Raw genomic sequence first — 21,757 nt, forward strand, 5'->3', positions numbered from 1 at the left:
CAAAAGCGCGCACGGGGGGACCCCACCACGCGGCCCCCCCCGCGCGGGGGGCGCGGCGGGGGGGGGGGCGCTCGGGGCCCCCCCCCGCCCCGCCCGCCCGCCCGCGAAACCTACGGGGCTGATCGTCCCCGCATCCGACATATTGCAGTTTTGAGAAATGAGGAATTGAGGGATCATGACTGATCACCCCCGTATTGGTATTCGTCCGGCTATCGACGGTCGTCGTCGCGGTGTTCGCGAGAGCCTGGAGGAGCAGACGATGGGCATGGCGAAGGCCGTGGCCAAGCTCTACTCGGAGAACCTGCGCTACACGGACGGCACTCCGGTCGAGTGCGTCATCGCGGATACGACCATCGGTCGCGTGAACGAGGCGCAGGCGTGCGCCGATAAGTTCCGCAAGAACGACGTGGGCCTGACGCTGACGGTGACCCCGTGCTGGTGCTATGGCACGGAGACGACGGACATGGATGCGACGATGCCGCACGCGATCTGGGGCTTCAATGGGACCGAGCGTCCGGGCGCCGTGTACCTGGCGGCGGCTCTGGCGGGCCACGCGCAGATCGGTATTCCGGCCTTCGGCATCTACGGCAAGGACGTTCAGGACGGCGACGACGATTCGATCCCCGAGGACGTGCGCGGCCGTCTGCTTGATTACGCGACCGCGGGTCTCGCGGTGGCGCAGATGAAGGGCAAGTCGTACCTGTCGATGGGTTCGGTCGCGATGGGTATCGCCGGCTCGGTCGTCAACCCGGACTTCTTCGGCTCCTACCTCGGCATGCGCAACGAGTACGTCGACATGTCCGAGTTCACGCGTCGTATCGAGGAGGGCATCTACGATCCCGAGGAGTACGAGAAGGCGTACAAGTGGATCCGTGAGAACCTCACCCAGGGCGACGACTTCAACGCTCCGGAGGAGCAGTTCCCGGAGAAGTACGAGGAGTGGTGGGAGTTCACCACGAAGATGACGCTCATCGGGCGCGACCTCATGCAGGGCAACCCGAAGCTCGCCGAGCTCGGCTTCGTCGAGGAGTCCGGCGGCCACGGCGCTATCGCCGGCGGCTTCCAGGGCCAGCGTCAGTGGACGGATCACTTCCCCAATGGCGACGTCATGGAGACGCTCCTCAACACGAACTTCGACTGGAACGGGCCGCGTCAGCCCAACGTTCTGGCGACGGAGAACGATTCGCTCAACGGCGCGTCGATGCTCTTCAACTACCTGCTGACGAACACGCCGCAGATCTTCTCCGACGTGCGCACCTACTGGAGCCCCGAGGCCGTCGAGCGCGTCACCGGCTGGAAGCCTGAGGGCCGCGCGGCCGTCGGCTTCCTCGACCTGCGCAACTCCGGGTCGACTACCCTGGACGGCGCCGGCCAGTCGCTGCGCGACGGCGAGAACGTCATCAAGCCGTTCTGGGAGATCACCGATGAGGATGAGAAGGCGGCGCTGTCGGCGACGACCTTCCACCCGGCGGCCACCGGCTACTTCCGCGGCGGCGGCTTCTCCACCCACTTCCGCACCGCGGGCGAGATGCCCGTGACGATGTGCCGCATCAACCTGGTGGCGGGTCAGCCCGTCATCCAGATCGCGGAGGGCTGGACCGTCGAGCTGCCCGACGAGGTCGCGACGACGATCGAGAACCGCACCGACCGTGCGTGGCCGACGACCTGGTTCGTCCCGAACCTCACCGGCGAGGGCGCGTTCAAGTCCGTCTACGACGTGATGAACAACTGGGGCGCCAACCACGGCGCGATCTCCTACGGTCACATCGGCGCGAAGCTCATCACCCTCGCCTCGATGCTCCGCATCCCGGTGAACATGCACAACGTCCCGGCCGAGCAGGTCTTCCGCCCGAAGGCCTGGTCGCTGTTCGGCACCGAGTCCCTCGAGGGCGCGGACTACCGCGCCTGCGAGAAGTTCGGTCCGCTGTACCGCTGATTCACCCCACCGGGTGGGCGGGCCCCGCGGCGGGCCCGCCCACCCGCGTACCCCGGTCCTGACGATCCCGCGCCCCGCCCCCGAACACTTCCGTCCCCGAACCCGACACCCGCACTGAGAAGGGAAGAACGATGACCACCGCCCTCGCCGTCGACCTCGGATCCGCCTCCGGCCGCGTGCTCGCCGGAACCCTCATCGACGGACGCCTCGAAGTCGAGGATGTCCACCGCTTCAAGCACCAGGCGATCCGCCAGGACGGGTCCCTCGTGTGGGACGTCGACACGATGTGGGAGCAGACGGTCATCGGACTGAAGAAGGCGGTCGAGCGCTTCCCCGATGCCGTCTCCGTCTCCGTCGACACGTGGGGCGTCGACTTCGTGCCCCTCGACGCGAACGACTGCCGCGTCGGCGCCGCCCGCGCCTACCGCGACGAGCGGACCGCCCGGACCCTCGAGCAGTTCCGCGCCCTCATCCCCGACCGCGAATTCTTCGCCCTCACCGGCAACCAGCCCGCGACGATCAACACCGCGAACCAGCTCGTCGCCTACCGCCTCGAGGATCCCGAACTCGCCGAGCGCACGACCTCGATCCTCTTCCTCCCCGACTACTTCGCCTGGAAGCTCTCCGGGGTCAAGGGCTGGTCGCGCACCATCGCCTCGACCTCCGGCCTCTGTGAGCCCGGCGCCCCCCGCTTCTCCGACGAGGTCTTCACCCGCCTCGGCCTCGATCGCTCGTGGGTCGGCGAGCTCAACGCCGACCTCACCGTCGTCGGCCCCTGCACCGTTTCCGGCCTCGAGCGGCTCCAGGTCGTCCGCGGCGGCGCCCACGACTCCGCCTGCGCCGTCCACGGCCTCCCCATCGACGAGGGCGTGCGCGCCTACTTCCTCTCGTGCGGAAGCTGGTCGGTCCTCGGCGCCCTCGAGGACGCCCCGCTCCTCTCCGACGCCGCCTACGCGCTCGGCCTGTCGAACGAGGGCCGCACCGACGGGGGAGTGCGCCCCCTCTTCAACATCACCGGCATGTGGATCCTCCAGGAGATCCAGCGCCAGTGGGAGCGCGAGGGCACCCCCACCGACACCGACGAGCTCGTCGCCCAGGCGCGCGAGTGCGCGCCCTGCACCGTCTTCTTCGACCCCGACGACCCGCGCTTCGCCGAGCCCGGCGAGATGCAGCAGAAGATCGACGTCGCCCTCGACGAGCAGGGCGCCCCGCACCCGACCTCGATGCCCGAATACGTCCGCCTCATCATCGAGTCCTTCGCCCGCCGCTACGCGCGCGCCATCGACGAGCTCACCGAGATCACCGGGCGCCGGCCCGACCAGCTCAACCTCGTCGGCGGGGGAGCGCGCAACCGCCTCCTCTGCGACCTCACCGCCCGCATCGCGAAGGTCCGCGTCGTCGCCGGCCCCATCGAGGCCTCCACCCTCGGCTCCCTCCTCGCCCAGCTCGAGACCCTCGGGCACCTCGACCCGGCGGACCGCCCCGCCGTCATCGCCGCGACAGCGAAGACTCATGTCCACGCGCCGACCGACGAGTAAGAAGGTCTCCCTCGCCGACGTCGCCTCCCTCGCCGGGGTGTCGACGAATACGGTCTCGCGCGTCGTGCGCGGGGACCCGGAGGTCGCCGACGCGACGAGGAAACGGATCGCGCGCCTCCTCGATGAGGTCGGCTACCAGCCGAACTATGCCGCCCGGGCGCTCGCGTCGAACCGGACGGGGGTCCTCCACATCCTCCTTGCCGCCCCGATGTTCCACGGGCACGGTCGCGTCCTCCTTTCCGTCGTCAACGCGGGCTCTGAGGCTGGATACCACGTGTCCCTCTCGAATGCGTACCGACCTGACGGGATCCTCCGCACCGATGTCGCGCCCTTTGATGTCGACGGGGTCGTCATCCTCGCCGGCCAGGACCCGACCGTCGATCTCGCCGTCGAAATCGGCAAGCGGGTCCCCACGGTCCTCGTCCTCACGAGTGAGCACGGCCTCGACGGGATCTCCACCGCCTCCATCGACAACGTGCGCGGCGCGCGCCTCGCGACCGACCACCTCCTGCGCCAGGGCGTCCGCGACATCGTCCATATCGCCGGCCCGCGCGGATGGTCCGACGCGACGATGCGCCAGCGCGGCTTCCTCCAGGCCTGCGACGAGCACGGCGTCGAGGGACGCGTCGTCGAGGCCTTCTCCTGGAACTCCCAGGACGGCTACGATGCGATGCGCTCCCTCGGGGCCCTGCCAGAGGCGATCCAGACGGCGAACGACCAGCTCGCCCTCGGCGCCATGCGCCACATCCACGAGGTCGGCGCGCAGGTCCCCGGCGACGTCCGGGTCGTCGGCTTCGACGACATCGACGGCGCCGACTGCTACGCGCCTCCGCTGACGACGATCCGTCAGCCCTTCGACCGCCTCGGCCGCACGGCCGTCCGCCTCATCCGCTCGATGATGGACGGCGGCAAGACCGAGGACGTCACCATCGAACCCGAGCTCATCATCCGGGCGAGCTCCACCCTCTGAAAGGAACCACCATGATCTACGGCGCGATGACGCATCCGCAGCTCCTCCGCGCGCTCGCGGCCGCCGGGCACGGATCGAAGATCCTCCTCGCCGACGCGAACTACCCGCACACGACGGGCGTGAGCCCGCGCTGCGAGCTCGTCTCCCTCAACTTCGCCCCCGGCATGCTCGACGTCATCCAGATCCTCTCCGTCCTCAAGCAGGTCTGCCCGATCGAGAAGGCGGAGATCATGGTCCCCGCCCCTGACGCCGAGCAGGTCGAGATCCCGATCCACGACGAGTTCAAGGCGCAGCTCCCCGACACCGAGTTCGGCGAGCTCTCCCGCTTCGACTTCTACGAGGCCGCCCGCTCCGAGGACGTCGGCATCATCGTCGCGACCGGCGAGCAGCGCCTCTACGGCAACCTCCTCCTCACGGTCGGCGTCCGCCAGCCGGGGGAGTGAGCCCGCCGCTCCCGGTTTCCGCCTCCCGTCCGCGGTCTCTCCTCCCGTTCACGAGGCCGGGGCCGGGCGTCCATCGGGCGAACATCGGGCATCCGCCCGATGTCTTTCGCTTGACTTTCATTTGAACCGCACGACCGCCCATGCGTCCCGCACGCATGGGCGGTCGGCTTTCGGTGGGGAAGAGTGGCGGAATCTTGCGGAAACCCCTCGTCAGATACGATTCGAAGGGACTATAGTCCCGCCCTCGTCAATCGTGCGAGGGCACTTGTGTGCTTTCGTTTTGACGGCTAAAGTGAAGCCAAGAGAAAAGAAAGCGACAATCATCGCGGTCACGAAGGGGTGAGGGAACATGGGGCGCGCGCAGCGCACGAGCTACATCCTCGACCGCCTCGCCGCCGAGGGCGAGGTGAGCGTCAACGCCCTCGCCGAGACCCTCGAGGTCTCGCCCGTGACGATCCGCACCACCCTCAAGGAACTCGAGGACGAGGGCTACCTCGTCCGCACCCACGGGGGAGCGCGGCCCACCGCCTACCGGAACATCCGCCTCCGCCAGAACGACCGGATCGACGAGAAGGAACGGATCGCCAAGGCCGCCGCCGCCATGGTCCGCGACGACGACCGGATCATGATCGAGGCCGGCACGACCTGCGCCCTCGTCGTCAAGCACCTCACCGGTCGCCGCGGAGTCCAGATCGTCACCAACTCGCTCCTCGTCTTCCAGAACGCCCGCCCGAATCCCAACATCCACGTGACGTTGACGGGCGGGCGCTTCCACGCCGAGACCGAATCCCTCGTCGGCCCCGTCACCGAGAAGTCCATCCGCGACTTCAACGCGCGCCTCGTCTTCCTCGGCACCGACGGCTTCAGTGTCGAACGGGGCCTCACCACCCAGCTCGCCGAGGGCGGGCACGTCGGTACCCTCATGTGCGCCCGCGCGGAGGAGACCTGGTTGCTCTCCGACTCGTCCAAGTACGGGCGCGCCGGATTCGTCAGCTTCATGGGGATCGAGGACGTCACCGGGATCATCACCGATGACGGCCTCCCCGAAGAATCCATCAAGGAATTGACCGAGCGCACGCAGCTGCGCATCGTCTAGGAGGAAACACATGGCCACCATCGTGGTGATGCCCCAGCTGGGCAACTCCGTCGAGTCGTGCATTATCGTCGAATGGCTCGTCGCCGAAGGCGACACCGTGGCCGTCGACCAGACGCTGTGCTCGATCGAGACCGACAAGTCCACCATGGAGGTGCCGAGCACCGACGCCGGCACCGTCCTCAAGATCCTCTGGGCCGAGGGCGACGAGGTCCCGGTCAAGGACCCGCTCATCATCGTCGGCGAGCCCGGCGAGGACATCTCCGGCCTCGTCCCCGGCGGCGCCGCCGAGGCCCCCCCCGAGGCCGCCGCCGCTGAAGAGGTCCCCGCCGAAGAGGCCGCCCCCGCCTCCTCCTTCGCGACCGCCGCCGCCACCGGCGCCGTCTCCCCGCGCGCCCGCGCCCTCGCCGGCGCCAAGGGCATCGACGTCTCCGCCATCGAAGAGGGCTCCGGCCCCCACGGGCGCGTCATCGAGCGCGACGTCCAGGCCGCGATCGCCGCCGGCCCCGCCTACACCTCCGCGGCCCAGGCCGCCGGCGGCACCGCCGCCGCCGGAACCGGGATCGGCGGGCGCGTCACCACCGCCGACCTCGCGGCCCCCACGCCGCAGGCCCCGGCCGCCGTCGCCGCCCCCGCGGCCGCCCCCGTCGTCGCCGGCGCCGAGTTCCCCGGCGCCACGACCTCCGAGAAGCTCAAGGGCGTCCGCAAGGTCGTCGCCCAGCGGATGATGGCCTCCCTCCAGGAGAGCGCCCAGCTCACCCTCAACACGACCGCCAACGCCGCAGGCATCCTCGGCATGCGCAAGAAGTTCAAGAACTCCGACGAGTCCTTCGGCCTCAACCGGATCACCCTCAACGACCTCGTCTGCTACGCGGTCGTCAAGGTCCTCCCCAAGTACCCGGTCTTCAACGCGCACCTCGAGGACGGCGTCCTCACGAAGTTCGAGCAGATCCACCTCGGCTTCGCCGCCGACACCCCGCGCGGCCTCCTCGTCCCCGTCATCCGCTCCGCCCAGGCGCTCAGCCTCAAGCAGTTCTCCGCCGAGGCCAAGCGGCTCGGCGCCGGCGCCACCGACGGCACGATCGCCCCCGACTACCTGTCCGGCGGCACCTTCACCGTCTCCAACATCGGCTCCTTCGGGATTGAGTCCTTCACCCCCGTCATCAACCGCCCCCAGACCGCGATCCTCGGCGTCTCCACCATCACGCCGCGCGCGATCGTCAAGGCCGACGGCTCGATCGGCGTCGAGCAGCGCATCGGACTCTCCCTCACGATCGACCACCAGGTCATCGACGGCGCCGACGGCGCCCGCTTCCTCAAGGATCTCGTCGCCGCGATCGAGAACATCGAGATCACGGCCCTCGCCTGAAATAGGAGAAACACCCATGACTGAGACTCACTACGACGTCATCGTCCTCGGCGCGGGTCCCGGCGGCTACCTCGCCGCCGAACGACTCGGGCACGCCGGCAAGAAGGTCCTCCTCATCGAGGAGCAGTACCTCGGCGGCACCTGCCTCAACGTCGGATGCATCCCCACGAAGACCCTCCTCGCCGGCGCGAAGAACTACCTCCACGCCAAGGAGGCCGGCCAGTTCGGCGTCGACGCCACCGGCGTCACCCTCGACTGGGCGCGCCTTCAGGACTGGAAGACGAAGGTCGTGAACGGCCTCGTCTCCGGCGTCGCCGCCACCGAGAAGCGCGCCGGCGTCACCGTCGTCTCCGCCCGCGGCCACTTCGACGGCCCCGGCAAGGTGACCGCCGACGGCGTCCAGTACACCTCCGAGCACGTCATCATCGCGACCGGCTCCGTCCCCGCCGTCCCGCCGATCCCCGGCGCCAAGGACAACCCGGCCGTCGTCGACTCGACCGGCATCCTCTCCCTCCCCGAGATCCCGCGTCGCCTCGCGGTCATCGGCGGCGGCGTCATCGGCGTCGAGTTCGCGTCGCTCTACTCGACCCTCGGCTCCGAGGTCACCGTCATCGAGATGACCCCCGAGATCCTCCCCTTCATGGACGACGACATGGCCGCGAACATGCGCAAGGCGATGAAGGGCATCACCTTCGAGCTCGGCTGCCGCGTCGAGTCCCTCGACGGTGCGACCGTCAACTACTCGAAGGGCGATGAGAAGAAGTCGGTCGAGGCCGACGTCGTCCTCATGGCCGTCGGCCGCCGCTCCGCCACCCAGGGCTGGGGCGGCGAGGAGGCCGGGCTCGAGATCAACCGCGGCATCGTCGTCGACGACTGCATGCGCACGAACCTCCCGAACGTCTGGGCGATCGGCGACGTCACCGGCCGCTCGCTCCTCGCGCACGCCGCCTACCGCATGGCGGAGATCGCCGCCGCGAACATCTGCGACCCCGAGGCGTCCAAGCGCGGCGAGGTCATGCGCTGGAACACCGTCCCGTGGGCCGTCTTCTCGATCCCCGAGGCCGCCGGCGTCGGGCTCACCGAGTCCGCCGCCAAGCGCGAGGGCCGCGAGGTCCTCATCGCGAAGGTCCCCGCCCTCATGTCCGGTCGCTTCATCGCGGAGAATGGGTTCAAGGCCCCCGGCGAGGCGAAGATCCTCGTCGACCCGAAGACCCACCAGGTCCTCGGCATCCACGTCCTCGGCGCCTACGCCGCCGAGATGATCTGGGGCGCCCAGGCCGTCCTCGAGATGGAACTCACCGTCGAGGACCTCCGCCAGGTCGTCTTCCCCCACCCGACCGTCTCGGAGGTCATCCGAGAGGCCGCCTGGGCCGTCAAGCTCTGAACCCCCCGAACCCACTGAAAGAAGCAGCAGAACAATGACGAAGTCGCTCATCGTCGATCCCGCCAAGGTCCGCGCGGCCGGCAAGGTCGAGTTCCCCGAGATCCCCGTCAACCAGTACGTCTTCGACCTCGACACCGAGCTCGGCCGCCACGGCGCGGACGGCATGGTGAACATGCTCCACGACATGATCGTCGTGCGCACCTTCGAGTCGATGCTCGACTCGATCAAGAAGACCGGCGAATGGCAGGGCATCGCCTACAACCACCGCGGTCCCGCCCACCTCGGCATCGGCCAGGAGTCCGCGTACGTCGGCCAGGCCGCCGCCCTCACCCCCGAGGACTTCGTCTTCGGCTCCCACCGCTCGCACGGCGAGATCCTCGCGAAGTGCTACTCCGCGATGCGTCAGATCCCCGCCGACCAGCTCGAGGAGATTATGAAGAGCTTCCTCGGCGGCGAGACCCTCTCCTTCGCCGAGAAGATCGATTACGCGGATACCGCCGAGCTCACCGAGAACTTCATCCTCTTCGGCGCCCTCGCCGAGATCTTCGCCCGCAAGGCCGGCTTCAACCGCGGCCTCGGCGGCTCGATGCACACCTTCTTCCTCCCCTTCGGCTCCTACCCGAACAACGCGATCGTCGGCGGCTCCGCCCCGGTCGCCAACGGCGCCGCCCTCTTCAAGCGGATCAACCGCAAGCCCGGCATCGTCGTCTCGAACGTCGGCGACGCGGCCCTCGCCTGCGGCCCGGTCTGGGAGGCCATGAACTTCGCGTCCATGGACCAGTTCCGCACCCTGTGGCGCGAGGAGGACGGCGGCAACCCGCCGATTCTGTTCAACTTCTTCAACAACTTCTACGGCATGGGCGGCCAGACCTTCGGCGAGACCATGGGCTACGACGTCCTCGCCCGCGTGGGCGCGGCCCTCAACCCCGAGGCCATGCACGCCGAGCGCGTCGACGGCATCAACCCGCTCGCCGTCGCCGACGCCGTCTCCCGCAAGAAGAAGATTCTCGAGGAGGGCCGGGGCCCGGTCCTCATGGACACCATCACCTACCGCTTCTCCGGCCACTCGCCGTCGGACGCCTCCTCCTACCGCACGAAGGACGAGGTCGAGCTCTGGGAGAACGTCGACTGCATCAAGACCTACTCCGACCTCCTCATCTCCAACGGCCTCACGACGCAGGACGATATCGACTCCTACACCGCCGGCCTCACCGAGAAGATGGTGAAGGTCCTCCAGCTCGCGATCGACGAGGACAACTGCCCGCGCGTCGCCGACGGCTACATCGACACCGTGATGTTCTCCAACACCCCCACCGAGAAGATGGAGGAGGGCGAGGCCGAGATCACGCTCGAGGACAACCCCCGCGTCGCCGCGATCTCGCGCAAGATCCGCACCGCCAAGGACGAGTTCGGCAAGCCGGTCTCGAAGATGAAGATGTACCAGTTCCGCGACGGTCTCTTCGAGGCGATGCTCCACCGCTTCTCCGTCGACCCGACGATGGCCGCCTGGGGCGAGGAGAACCGCGACTGGGGCGGCGCGTTCGCCGTCTACCGCGGCCTCACCGAGGCCCTCCCGTACCGCCGCCTCTTCAATTCGCCGATCGCCGAGGCCTCGATCGTCGGCGCCGGCGTCGGCTACGCGATGGCCGGCGGCCGCGCGGTCGTCGAGCTCATGTACTGCGACTTCCTCGGCCGCTCCGGCGACGAGGTCTTCAACCAGATGGCGAAGTGGCAGTCCATGTCGGCCGGCCTCCTCAAGATGCCGCTCGTCCTGCGCGTCTCCGTCGGCAACAAGTACGGCGCCCAGCACTCCCAGGACTGGTCGGCCCTCACCGCCCACATCCCGGGCCTCAAGGTCTACTTCCCGACGACGCCGACCGACGCGAAGGGCATGCTCAACCTCGCCCTCCGCGGCACCGACCCGGTCGTCTTCTTCGAGTCGCAGCTCCTCTACGACAAGGGCGAGGAGTTCGAGCCCGGCGGCGTTCCCGAGGGCTACTACGAGACCCCCGAGGGCGAGCCCGCGATCCGTCGCGAGGGCACGGACATCACGATCGCCGGCTACGGCGCGACGATCTACCGCGCCCTCGAGGCCGCGGACGTCCTCCAGGAGAAGTACGGCATGAGCGCCGAGGTCATCGACCTCCGCTTCGTCGCCCCGCTCAACTACGACAAGCTCGTTGCCTCGGTGAAGAAGACCGGTCGTCTCCTCCTCACCTCCGACGCGGTCGAGCGCGGCAACTTCCTCAACACGGTCGCCGCGAACGTCCAGACGCTCGCGTTCGACTACCTCGACGCCCCGATCGCGGTCGTCGGCTCGCGCAACGGGATCACCCCCGGCCCCGAGTTGGAGTCCTACTTCTTCCCGCAGGTCGACTGGATCATCGACGCGATCCACGAGCGCATCGTCCCGCTCCCGGGCCACACGCCCACGAGCAACCAGACCGAGGGCGAGATCGCTCGCCGCAACCGCCTCGGCCTCTGATCGGCGCAGGCGCCGGTTGGCGGCTGGGACGATCCCTACGGGCACTGCCCGAAGTGATCGCCTCGGCTCTCAACCGGCGCGGCCGGGCGGGCGCCGCCTCCCGCAGCGCCCGCCCGGCCCGCCGAGAGCATCCCCTCCCCCCGCCGAGAGCATCACCTTCGCGCGTCGAGGGGATGCGGTGCACCACCTCGCGGCGGAAAGCGCATGGCTCGACGACTCAAGGCGCCAGACTCCGCGCGAGGTCGTCACTCCGAACCCGCGAAGTCGTCACTTCGCCCCCAACCCCCTTCCTGATCCACCCCCCCAACCGCGATGCGAGGAAACGATGGACGCCGTTAACGACGTGACCCTGAGCCAGGCCGAGCGCCTCGAAGCGCTCGAGGCCGCCATCCCCGGCGAGACCTTCCCCGAGTGGGTCCCCGAGTCGAACAACCACATTCACACGTGCTACTCCTTCAGCCCGTACACGCCGACCGCCGCCGCCCTCAACGCGCGCCGCGCGGGCCTGCGCGTCGTCGGCTCCGTCGACCACGACTCGATCGCCGCTGCCCCCGAGATGACCGCCGCCTGCAAGGCGCTCGGCATGGGGTCGGTCACCGGCTTCGAGATCCGCGCGTTCTTCGACCCTGATGGTCCGCTCGCCACCCGCAAGCTCAACAACCCCGACTCCGAGGGCATCGCCTACATGACCGTCCAGGGCGTGCCGGCGCGCAACCGCGAGAAGGCCGACGCCTGGCTCGCCCCCAAGCGCGCCGCCCGCCTCGAGCGGACGCTGAAGATGGCCGACGCCGCCAACGAGATCCTCGTCGGACTCGGCCTCGAGCCCTTCGACCCGCAGACCGACATGGTCGGCATCTCCCAGTACGCCAACGGCGGCGGAATCACGGAGCGGCACCTCCTCGCGGCCATGGCGACGTCGCTCATCGACGGATTCGGCCGCGGCCCCGCCCTCGTCGATGGACTGAAGTCCATGGGCGTCGCGATCCCGCCGGCTCTCGAGGGCGCGCTCGGCGACGCCGAGAACCCGCACCTCATGTACGACCTACTCGGCGTCCTCAAGTCCGAGTACCTCGGGCGGATCTACATCCAGCCGACCGACGAGCTCCCCACCGCCGAGGAGATCGTCGCCTTCGCCGACTCGATCGGCGCGATCGCGACCTACGCGTACCTCGGCGACGTGTCCGCCTCGCCGACGGGCGACAAGAAGGCCGAGAAGTTCGAGGACGAGTTCCTCGACGAGCTCTTCGAGGCCATGGAGGCCAAGGGCCTGCGCGCCGTCACCTACATGCCGCCGCGCAACACGTCCGAGCAGCTCCAGCGCATCCACGACCTCGCGACGAAGCACGGCATGCTGGAGATCTCCGGCGTCGACATCAACCAGCCCCGCCAGTCCTTCAACTGCCCGGAGCTTCGCGGCCCCGAATTCGAGGACCTCAACGAGGCGACTTGGGCGATGGTCGCCCACGAGGCGCTGAGCAACATCGACCCGGCGCTCCACATCCTCGGCGAGGGGCGCCTCACCCCGGAGCGGCTCGCCGTCCGCATCGCCTCCTACGCGCCGCTCGGCCGCGCCATCGCCGACGGCGCCGACCCCGCCGAGCTCGCGCAGACCGCGCCCGTCGCCTGACATCCCAGCCGGTTCATCCGGCGCACCCACGAAGAAGGACAGAACATGACCAACGCACCGCTGCTGAGGGGTCTCTTCCTCAACGCGCTCTCCCGCCCGGTGATCGTCCGCGCCGCCGACGCCGCGCCCTCCCTCGAGCTCGACGCCGATCTCACGACCGTCGACGCCGCCTCCCTCAAGGACGTCGAACTCCCCGTCGTCGTCAAGACCGGCGAAGAGATCTACGAGGTCGCGGCCACGCCCCGATCGGAGCGGGAGATCTCGGGCCGCGTCGCCCTCGTGACCGGAGGCGCCCAGGGATTCGGCGCCGAGATCGCCAAGGGCCTTGTCGACCAGGGCTGCTTCGTCTACATCGCCGACCTCAACGCCGAGGGCGCCGTCGCGAAGTCGAAGGAGCTCGGCGAGGACACCACCTACCCGATCACCGTCAACGTCGCCGACGAGGACTCCGTCGCCGCGATGACCGAGGAGATCGAGCGCGTCACCGGCGGAATCGACCTCGTCGTCTCGAACGCGGGCATCGTCCGCGCCGGCTCCGTCCTCGAGCAGGACGCCTCCGCGTTCCGTCTCTCCACCGACATCAACTACGTCGCGTTCTTCCTCGTGACGAAGCACCTCGGCGGGCTGCTCGCGCGCCAGCACGAGACCTCCGGCGCCTGGCTCGCCGACATCATCCAAATCAACTCGAAGTCGGGCCTCGTCGGCTCGAACAAGAACGCCGCGTACGCGGGCTCGAAGTTCGGCGGCATCGGACTCGTCCAGTCCTTCGCCCTCGAGATGGTCGAGCACGGCGTCAAGGTGAACGCGATCTGCCCGGGCAACTTCTACGACGGCCCGCTCTGGTCGGATCCCGACCGCGGTCTCTTCGTCCAGTACCTCAACTCCGGCAAGGTCCCGGGCGCGAAGACGGTCGCGGACGTCAAGGAGTTCTACGAGGCGAAGGTCCCGATGCGCCGCGGCGCCCAGGGGATCGACGTGCTCCGCGCGATCTACTACATCGTCGAGCAGGCCTACGAGACAGGCCAGGCCGTCCCGGTCACGGGCGGCCAGGTGATGATGAACTGATTTTTCACGAGGACGCGCGGGGCGGACGGCAGGGCCTGGTCGGGCTTCGAGCCGATTCGCCGAGCGAATCGGCGAGCGGGCGGGCCGGCCGCCCCGCGCGTCCATCCCACTGGAGGAGCGAGGGCTCCCCGACAATTCATCGAAGCAAAGGAAGCACGTCATGCCCGAGTACCCCGACACCCAGTACGCGATCCAGATCGTCGGCAAGGAAGAATTCATCGTCAACGATCACAAGCCGATCGACCCGGTCGGCCCCCACCAGATGATGCTCGAGGTCGAGGCCTGCGGCATCTGCTTCTCCGACACGAAGCTCCTCCACCAGTTCGACTCCCACCCGCGCAAGTCCGAGGTCGTCTCCGGCATCGACCTCGACGCCCTCAAGGAGATCCCGAGCTACCACCCGGGCACCGAGCCGACGACCCCCGGCCACGAGCCGGTCGCCCGAGTCGTCGAGGTCGGCGAGCTCGTCACCCACTTCAAGGTCGGCGACCGCGTCCTCGTGCAGGCCGACTGGAAGCACCTGCGCACCGCGAAGTCGAACGGCGCGTTCGGCTACAACTTCGACGGCGCCCTCGAGGAGTACGTCGTCGTCGACGAGCGCTGCGTCGTCTCGCCCGACGGCGAGGAGTTCCTCATCCACGTGACCGACGGCCCGTCCGCCGCTGCCGTCGGCCTCATCGAGCCCTGGGCGACCGTCGAGGGCTCCTACGCCTGGGCGGAGCGCAACCACATCGCCGACGGCGGTCGCCTCCTCATCGTCGGCGAGGGATCGATTGACTCCCTCACCGCCGAGCACACTCCCGCCGAGGTCGTCCGCGTCGACAACGCCGGCCTCGCCGGGCTCGAGGGCCAGACCTTCGACGACGTCGTCTTCTTCGGCTCCGATCCCGAGGCGATCGAGAAGGCCGGGCTGCTCCTCGGGACGCGCTCCGTCATGTGCGTCGTCCTCGGCGGCGAGACGATCTCCCGCAAGGTCTCCCTCGACATCGGCCGCGTCCACTACGACTTCATCCGCTTCTGCGGCACGACCGGCTCCGACCCGGCCGAGGGCTACGCGTGGATCCCCGCCAACGGCGACCTGCGCGAGGGCGACAAGTGCGCCTTCATCGGCGCCGCCGGCCCGATGGGCGTCATGCACACGATGCGCGCCGTGACCTCCGGCGTGAAGGGCCTCTCGGTCGTCGGCACCGACCTGTCGGACGAGCGCCTCGCGAACCTCCAGGCCGTTGTCGGTCCGACCGCCGAGAAGAACGGCGTCCCGCTCGAGATCCTCAACACCTCGACCCACCCGCTCGAGTACGGCTACACCTACGTCACCTGCCTCGTGCCCGTGCCGCCGCTCGTCTCCCAGGCCGTCGACATGTGCGCCGAGGGCGCGATCCTCAACGCGTTCGCCGGCATCCCGGCGGGCACCTTCGGCGACTTCGATCTCCAGGGCATCATCGAGCGTCGGATCTTCATGCTCGGCACCTCCGGCTCGGACGTGTCGGACATGCGGACGGTCCTGCGCAAGATCGAGGCCGGCATCATCGACACGACGATCTCCCTCTGGGCGGTCACCGGCATGGCGGGCTTCGGCGACGCCATCAACTCGGTGATCAACCGAACCTCTGGCGGAAAGATCATGGTCTTCCCGAAGCTCCACGATCTCGGGCTCACCCCGGTCGCCGAGCTCGCGGAGAAGTACCCGGAGGTCGCCGCCAAGCTCAATGACGGTCTCTGGACCAAGGAGTCCGAAGAGGCGCTTCTCAACGTCGCGAAGTGACCTCCTCGGCGGATCCGTTCCACTCGGGTCCGGCTGGAGAGGGGGGAGGCCCCGAGCCCGCAGGCTCGGGGCCTCCCCCCTTTTGCCGGGCGCCCTGCCCCGGGCCCGCCTCTGCTTCGTGTCCGATTCCGGCTTAAGTGCCTGATTCTGCCGGGGTGCAGGACGGTTTCGGGCGCCTTGCGCGCCCGGCGTGTCCGGTTCCGGCTTAGGTGCCTGATTCTGCCGGGGTGCAGGGCGGTTTCGGGCGCCTTGCGCGCCCGGCGCGCCCGATTCCGGCCAATGCGCCCGATAACGCCCACGATCGCCCATCGGGGGCCCGAGTAACTCCCGTTGAATAGACTGCGGCCCCGCCCTCGTCGATGCGAGAACGGGGCCGCGAACGAACGGACGCCGACGGAACGGCAATTCGAACGACGGATGAGCGGACGGGCCGCTCAGGAACTCACTGCCAGTAGTCGAGCTTCTCCGTGATGCCGATCGACGAGGCCTTGAACACGGGGTTCTTGCCCTCGGCGCGCTGGGCACGGTAGTCGTCGGCGGCGTCGAGCGCCTTCTTGCCGAGGATGAGGATGACCGGCAGGTTGATGAGCGCCATGAGGCCCATGAGGATGTCGCCGAGGTTCCAGGCGACGGAGAACTCGAGGAGGCCGCCGGCGAAGACGAGGAGCGCCGCGACCGTGCGGAAGATCTGGAGGGCCCAGATCGGGGTCTGGCGGTCGCCGACGAGGAAGCGGAGGTTGACCTCGGCGTAGTAGAAGTTGCCGATGATCGTCGTGAAGGCGAACAGGAGCAGCGCGAAGGTCGTGAAGGGGAGGGCGAAGTGGCCGAGGGCCGTCGCCATCGACTGGGTGACGAGCGGGGCGCCCTTGAGGTCGTCGCCGCCCTGGACGCCGGACGAGAGGATGATGAACGCGGTGATCGTGCAGATGATCATCGTGTCGATGAAGACGGAGAGCATCTGGACGAGGCCCTGCTTGACCGGGTGCGAGACGGAGGCGGTGGCCGCGGCGTTCGGGGCCGAGCCGACGCCCGCCTCGTTGGAGTAGAGGCCGCGCTTGATGCCGTACATCATGGCCGAGCCGGCGAAGCCGGAGAAGATCGCCTTGAAGTCGAAGGCGCCTTCGAAGATCTGGGCGAACATCGCGGGGATGTGCTGGAAGTTGAAGAGGACGACGATGATGCCGGCGATGAGGTAGATCGTCGCCATGATCGGAACGAGGACGCCCGCGACGTTGGTGAGTCGGCGGGTGCCGCCGAAGATCGAGACGGCCATGGCGATGGCGAGGACGCCGCCGATGACGTACGGGGTCCAGGACGCGTGGAACCAGGAGTACTGGGAGAACGCGTCGACGACGTTGAAGGAGGCGAGCATGTTGAACCCGCCCATGTACGTGAGGATGAGGGCGATCGAGAAGAGGACCGCGAGCCAGCGCTGCTTGAGGGCGATCTGGATGTAGTAGGCGGGGCCGCCGATCGAGTGGTCGTCGGAGCCGTGGCCGCGCTTCTTGTAGATCTGCGCGAGGGTGGACTCGACGAAGGCGGAGGCGCCGCCGAGGGTGGCGATGACCCACATCCAGAAGACGGAGCCGGCGCCGCCCAGGGCGATTGCCGTGCCGACGCCCGCGATGTTGCCGACGCCGACGCGCGACGCGGTGGAGACCATGAGCGCGCGGAAGGAGGAGATCTCGCCCTCCTGGTCCGGCGGCTCGGAGACGACGCGGACGGATTCGCGGAACATGCGCAGCGGGAGGGCCTTCGACCGGATGAAGAAGTAGAGGCCCGCGCCGATGAGGAGCGCGATGAGGATGTAGCCGTAGAGGGCGTCGGAGATGACTCCGAGGTATCCGTTGATGACGTCGCTGAGCGACTGGGATGCAGGTTGCATGGTCGAACTCTTGTCAGAAGATGGGATTTCCTGCCGAACCGACAGGCATGTCGCCTGGAGTGTACGGGAAGAGTCAAGGGATCGTCACGCAAGTCCTTTGATCGTCTCTCGTTGTGGACTCGGAGGGGTTCGCATCCTGAGTGACGAGGGCGCGGCGGCGGGTCGGCCGGCCCGTGAGATGCGCTGCCGTCGCCCCCCGGTCGCTTCTCGATCGACGAGGTCGGGGCGGTGCGCCTAGGAGAGGGAGAGGAAGAGCTTCTCCAATTCCTTCACCTGCTCCTCGTCGCCGTCGCCGGTGACGCATTCGCGCATCGCGGTCGAGATGACGGAGAAGCCGGCTCGCTGAAGGGCGGAGTTCACCGCGGCGAGTTGCGTGACGATGTCGCGGCAGTGGCGTCCCTCCTCGACGGCGCGGATGACGGCGTCGAGCTGGCCGCGGGCGCGCTTGAGCCGGTTGAGGACCTTGCGCTGGGCCTCCGCGTGGTCGGGCGTGAGCTCGTCCGTCATGGCGTCTCCTTCATTCATTCATCGGGGTGTTCGTGTCGTCGGGCAGGCGCCTCGACGACGTCCGTTCTCCGGGTCCCCGCCGCGCTGCGCGCGGCGGCCCCGGCCTCGTCGATCGTGCCCCTCGCAGCCGACGGGACGAAGGAGGAGCGGGGCGTCGAACGGGGGACCCCTTGCGAAGAGAATACCCCCAGGGGTATCGTCTCCTCAACACCGAACGACATGGAGGAACCATGAACACGATCGTCATCGTCGGCGGAGTCGCCGCCGGGATGAGCTGCGCCGCCCGACTGCGCCGCCTCGACGAAAGAGCGCGCATCATCGTCCTCGAGAAGGGCGACGACATCTCGGTCGCGTCGTGCGGCCTGCCCTACTACGTCTCCGGCGAAATCGCCGACGAGCGCGCCCTCCGCGTCCAGACGCCCGCCTCCGTCTCCGCGTCCCTCAACCTCGACATCCGCGTCAACCACGAGGCCCTCGCCGTCGACGCCGCCGCCCGCACCGTCCGGGTCCGCATGCCCGACGGGGCCGAGGAAGACCTCTCCTACGACGCGCTCCTCCTCGCGCCGGGCGCCCGCTCCTTCGACCTCCCGATCCCCGGCATCGACCTGCCGGTCGTCAAGACCCTCCGCTCGATCCCCGATGCGATCGCCGTGCGCGAACTCGCCTCCACGGGCGGCCGCGCCGTCGTCATCGGCGCCGGCTTCATCGGGCTCGAGGCCGCCGAATCACTGCGCCTCGCCGGAATGGAGGTCGCCCTCGTCGAGGGGAGCGACCACGTCCTCCCGCCCGTCGAGGAGGAGCTCTCCTCCCTCGTCGCCGACGAGCTCGAGCGCCTCGGAATCGCCGTCCACGAGTCCGCCGTCGTCACCTCCATCGACGAGGCCGGGAGCGGCGCGCGCGTCAACGTGGAAGGGATCGAGCCCCTCGAGGCCGACCTCGTCATCGTCGCCGTCGGAGCGCGGGCGCGCACCGAACTCGCCGAATCCGCGGGCCTGTCGATGGTCGGCGGCGCGATCGACGTCGACGAGCACGGGCGCACCTCGGATCCGCGGATCTGGGCGGCCGGCGACGCGGCGCTCTCGACGATTCAGGCGACGGGCGCGCGCCGCCCCGTGCAGCTCGCCGGCCCCGCGAGCCGCGCGGGCCGAAGGATCGCCGACGACATCATCGGCATCCTCGCCGGAGACCCCGCCGCCGGTCCGGGCGCGAAGCCGATCGTCTCCCCGCTCGGCACGGCGATCGTCCGAGTCGGCGAGCTCGAAGTCGCGATGACCGGCGCGAACTCGCGCGAACTCCACCGCGCCGGAGTCGAGTACCGCATGATTCACGTCCACCACGCCCAGCACGTCGGGTACTTCCCCGGCGCGTCGATGATGGCGCTCATCGCCCTCGTCGCCGAGGACGGGACCCTGCTCGGCGCCCAGGGCGTCGGCAAGGACGGGGTCGCCCGGCGTATCGACGTGCTCGCGACCGCGATCCGCGCGGGAATGAAGGTCGACGACCTCATCGACCTCGACCTCGCGTACGCCCCGCCCTTCGGCGCCCCGAAGGACCCCGTCAACATGATCGGCATGGCGGGGGAGAACCTCCACGACGGGATGCTCGAGCTCTGGTACCCGTGGGACCTCGAGGAGCTTCGCGCGACGCACCTGATCCTCGACGTCCGCCGCGACGACGAGATCGCCGCCGGCCCCAGAATCCCCGGCGCCCTCGGGATCGCGCACACCCAGCTGCGCGCCCGCATGGACGAGGTGCGCGAGGCCGCAGCCGGACGCCCCATCGCCGTCCACTGCCGATCCGGCGTCCGCTCGTACCTCGCCTACCGGATGCTCGTCGACGCGGGCTTCGAGGCGGCCTCCCTCGACGGCGGCATGCTCACGCTCCAGGCGTGGGCGAAGCGGCACCCCGGGCTCATCGAGTACTGAATCGGGGCGCTCGCAGTGCCGTCGCGCGCCCCGGAGAGTGTCGGGGTGCGGGGTCGAGGGACCGCAGGACAGCGGGACCGCTGCGGATCGCGGGGCCGTAGGACCGCTGCGGATCGCGGGGCCGCTCCCCGAAATGAACGATCGCGCAACAGTGGTCGCCCAGTAGCAATCAGGCAACAGCAATCAGGCAACAGCGATCAGGCAACAGCAATCACGCAAGAGAAGGAGAAGGACCAATGTGTCGACCGGTGACGTGCAAGGTATGCGGGAAGACGACGTGGGCCGGATGCGGCCAGCACATCGACGCGGTGAAAGCTCAGGTGCCCCCGGCCCAATGGTGCCCCGGACACACCCCCGCGGAGAAGGAGGCCGCCTCTCAGTCGAGCGGCTCCGGCTTCTTCTCGTGGCTGACCGGCGGGCGGAAGTGAACTCCGCTTCCCGCTGGTGAGTCTCCCGGCCCCGCAGACGCGGAGTCGGGAGACTCTGTTTCGTCATGGAATGACGGTCCGCCCGGCCGGGCGGACCGTCCGGGCCAGGTGGCCAGGTGGCCAGGTGGCCAGGTGGGCGCAGTCCGGGGCGCGGTCCGGGGCGCGCGACCGGGGGGCGCGCAACCGGGTGGGTGCGACCTCGGTCCGACGTGTGACCGGATGGTGCGAGGCCGGCCAGACGCGTGGCCGGATGGTCCGAAGTCGACCGGACGCGTGGCCGGATGGTCCGAAGTCGACCGGACGCGTGGCCGGATGGTCCGAAGTCGACCGGACGCGTGGCCGGATGGTCCGAAGTCGACCGGACGCGTGGCCGGATGGTGCGAGGCCGGCCGGATGGGGTGTCGTGCTCGGTCTGAGGCCGGACCGCCGCCCCTCCCTCGACTTCCTCGCTGTAAGGCCGAGACGCCGACTCTTGCGCGACTCGTGTGCCGCCGGCTGTGCGGCTCCTGCTATGCCCGATCTGAGACGGGATCGATCGCAGGCGCGCTGCTCACGTGCGGGGTCCTTTCGGTGTGCTTCCCGCTGACGGATCCCTCGCGGGCGCGGAGCCCTCTAGACCGCCCCATATTCAAGGCGGCGAACCTCGGACGGATCCCTCGCGGGCGCGGAGCCCTCACGTGGGCGAGGAACCTCGTCAAGGCTGCTGGCCGGATCCCTCACGGGCGCCGAGCCCTCGCCTGCATGGACTCGATGAGCTTCCGCCCCGACGATGGATCCCTCGCGGGCGCGGAGCCCTCACGTGGGCGAGGAACCTCGTCAAGGCCGCTGGCCGGATCCCTCGCGGGCGCGGAGCCCTCCAATGCGCGATATCTGCGGCGGGGTCAAGACATTTCCCCATTCAATCACTCGCCATTTAGCACATGAGCAGCGCATTGTGTGTGCTGTCACAGGGGGTGGGTTTGACGGGTGGGGGTGGGGCGTGTAAATTATTCACCTGTCGCCGGGAGCGCTGATGCGGTTCTGGTGGGTGCCTCCCTCCTGGGGTTTGGGTCTTGTGGGCCTGGGTTTTGGGGGTGTGTGGGTGTTGTTTGTGAACTCGATAGTGTGTTTGTTTTTTATGCCTGTTTTTTGTTTTTGAGTTGTTTTTTGTTGGGATTGCCTGCGTGTCTTGTGCCTGTTGGGTGTGGGGTGTGTGGGTTTTTCGAATGGTTTTTGTTCGGAGAGTTTGATCCTGGCTCAGGACGAACGCTGGCGGCGTGCTTAACACATGCAAGTCGAACGGACTGGCTTGGGGTTTCGGCCTTGGGTTGGTGAGTGGCGAACGGGTGAGTAACACG

General features: G+C 68.7%; 15 protein-coding genes, 1 rRNA gene and 1 CRISPR repeat array. Of the genes, 14 read left to right on the forward strand and 2 right to left on the reverse strand.

Features of this window, described 5'->3' with window-relative positions:
• Positions 1 to 175: 175 nt before the first annotated feature.
• The 11 genes from DY157_RS10950 (at position 176) to DY157_RS11000 (ending at position 15,675) form a co-directional block, all read left to right on the forward strand.
• Complete coding sequence (locus DY157_RS10950; protein ID WP_115728663.1) at positions 176 to 1,936, forward strand: L-fucose isomerase; 1,761 nt, start codon at positions 176 to 178, stop codon at positions 1,934 to 1,936.
• 131 nt (positions 1,937 to 2,067) lie between these two features.
• Complete coding sequence (locus DY157_RS10955; RefSeq protein ID WP_115728664.1) at positions 2,068 to 3,474, forward strand: rhamnulokinase; 1,407 nt, start codon at positions 2,068 to 2,070, stop codon at positions 3,472 to 3,474.
• Positions 3,449 to 4,444, forward strand: a complete 996-nt coding sequence (locus tag DY157_RS10960; protein ID WP_115728665.1) for a LacI family DNA-binding transcriptional regulator — start codon at positions 3,449 to 3,451, stop codon at positions 4,442 to 4,444. Before DY157_RS10955 ends, DY157_RS10960 begins: the two co-directional genes overlap by 26 nt.
• An 11-nt stretch (positions 4,445 to 4,455) precedes the next feature.
• On the forward strand, positions 4,456 to 4,887 hold the full coding sequence (locus DY157_RS10965; RefSeq protein WP_115728666.1) for an RbsD/FucU family protein: 432 nt from the start codon (positions 4,456 to 4,458) through the stop codon (positions 4,885 to 4,887).
• A gap of 349 nt (positions 4,888 to 5,236) precedes the next feature.
• Positions 5,237 to 5,983 carry a DeoR/GlpR family DNA-binding transcription regulator gene (locus DY157_RS10970; RefSeq protein ID WP_115728667.1) on the forward strand — a complete coding sequence of 249 codons (747 nt, stop codon included), beginning with the start codon at positions 5,237 to 5,239 and terminating at the stop codon, positions 5,981 to 5,983.
• 10 nt (positions 5,984 to 5,993) lie between these two features.
• Positions 5,994 to 7,349 (forward strand): dihydrolipoamide acetyltransferase family protein, encoded by a 1,356-nt coding sequence (locus DY157_RS10975; protein ID WP_115728668.1) that lies wholly within the window; start codon positions 5,994 to 5,996, stop codon positions 7,347 to 7,349.
• A 16-nt stretch (positions 7,350 to 7,365) separates the two neighbouring features.
• Positions 7,366 to 8,733: a dihydrolipoyl dehydrogenase gene (lpdA, locus tag DY157_RS10980; protein WP_115728669.1), complete on the forward strand. Its 1,368-nt coding sequence runs from the start codon at positions 7,366 to 7,368 to the stop codon at positions 8,731 to 8,733.
• A 34-nt stretch (positions 8,734 to 8,767) separates the two neighbouring features.
• Entirely contained in the window at positions 8,768 to 11,218 is a 2,451-nt protein-coding gene (locus DY157_RS10985; protein WP_115728670.1) for an alpha-ketoacid dehydrogenase subunit alpha/beta, read from the forward strand.
• A gap of 325 nt (positions 11,219 to 11,543) precedes the next feature.
• Positions 11,544 to 12,845, forward strand: coding sequence for a PHP domain-containing protein (locus DY157_RS10990; RefSeq protein ID WP_115728671.1), 1,302 nt, complete (start codon positions 11,544 to 11,546; stop codon positions 12,843 to 12,845).
• A 45-nt stretch (positions 12,846 to 12,890) separates the two neighbouring features.
• Positions 12,891 to 13,910 (forward strand): SDR family NAD(P)-dependent oxidoreductase, encoded by a 1,020-nt coding sequence (locus DY157_RS10995; RefSeq protein ID WP_115728672.1) that lies wholly within the window; start codon positions 12,891 to 12,893, stop codon positions 13,908 to 13,910.
• 160 nt (positions 13,911 to 14,070) lie between these two features.
• Positions 14,071 to 15,675, forward strand: a complete 1,605-nt coding sequence (locus DY157_RS11000) for an alcohol dehydrogenase catalytic domain-containing protein (RefSeq protein WP_115728673.1) — start codon at positions 14,071 to 14,073, stop codon at positions 15,673 to 15,675.
• A gap of 442 nt (positions 15,676 to 16,117) precedes the next feature.
• On the opposite strand, the gene DY157_RS11005 is transcribed toward DY157_RS11000, so the two are convergent.
• A complete protein-coding gene (locus tag DY157_RS11005) occupies positions 16,118 to 17,560 on the reverse strand; it encodes an alanine/glycine:cation symporter family protein (RefSeq protein ID WP_115728674.1) in 1,443 nt (480 codons plus the stop codon).
• A gap of 234 nt (positions 17,561 to 17,794) precedes the next feature.
• Positions 17,795 to 18,067, reverse strand: a complete 273-nt coding sequence (locus tag DY157_RS11010; protein WP_218938101.1) for a metal-sensitive transcriptional regulator — start codon at positions 18,065 to 18,067, stop codon at positions 17,795 to 17,797.
• 230 nt (positions 18,068 to 18,297) lie between these two features.
• Between DY157_RS11010 and DY157_RS11015 the strand changes: the two genes are divergently transcribed.
• The 3 genes from DY157_RS11015 to DY157_RS11025 all read left to right on the forward strand — a co-directional run.
• Positions 18,298 to 19,992: an FAD-dependent oxidoreductase gene (locus tag DY157_RS11015; protein WP_115728676.1), complete on the forward strand. Its 1,695-nt coding sequence runs from the start codon at positions 18,298 to 18,300 to the stop codon at positions 19,990 to 19,992.
• Positions 19,993 to 20,240: 248 nt separating this feature from the next.
• Positions 20,241 to 20,420: a hypothetical protein gene (locus DY157_RS11020; protein WP_407923478.1), complete on the forward strand. Its 180-nt coding sequence runs from the start codon at positions 20,241 to 20,243 to the stop codon at positions 20,418 to 20,420.
• A gap of 587 nt (positions 20,421 to 21,007) precedes the next feature.
• A CRISPR array of direct repeats spans positions 21,008 to 21,277; the repeat unit is 26 nt; unit sequence GGATCCCTCGCGGGCGCGGAGCCCTC.
• Positions 21,278 to 21,633: 356 nt separating this feature from the next.
• Positions 21,634 to 21,757: ribosomal RNA gene (locus DY157_RS11025) — 16S ribosomal RNA — on the forward strand; the annotation flags it as partial.

The organism is Actinomyces culturomici (assembly GCF_900499005.1).
GTDB classification, from domain to species: domain Bacteria; phylum Actinomycetota; class Actinomycetes; order Actinomycetales; family Actinomycetaceae; genus Pauljensenia; species Pauljensenia culturomici.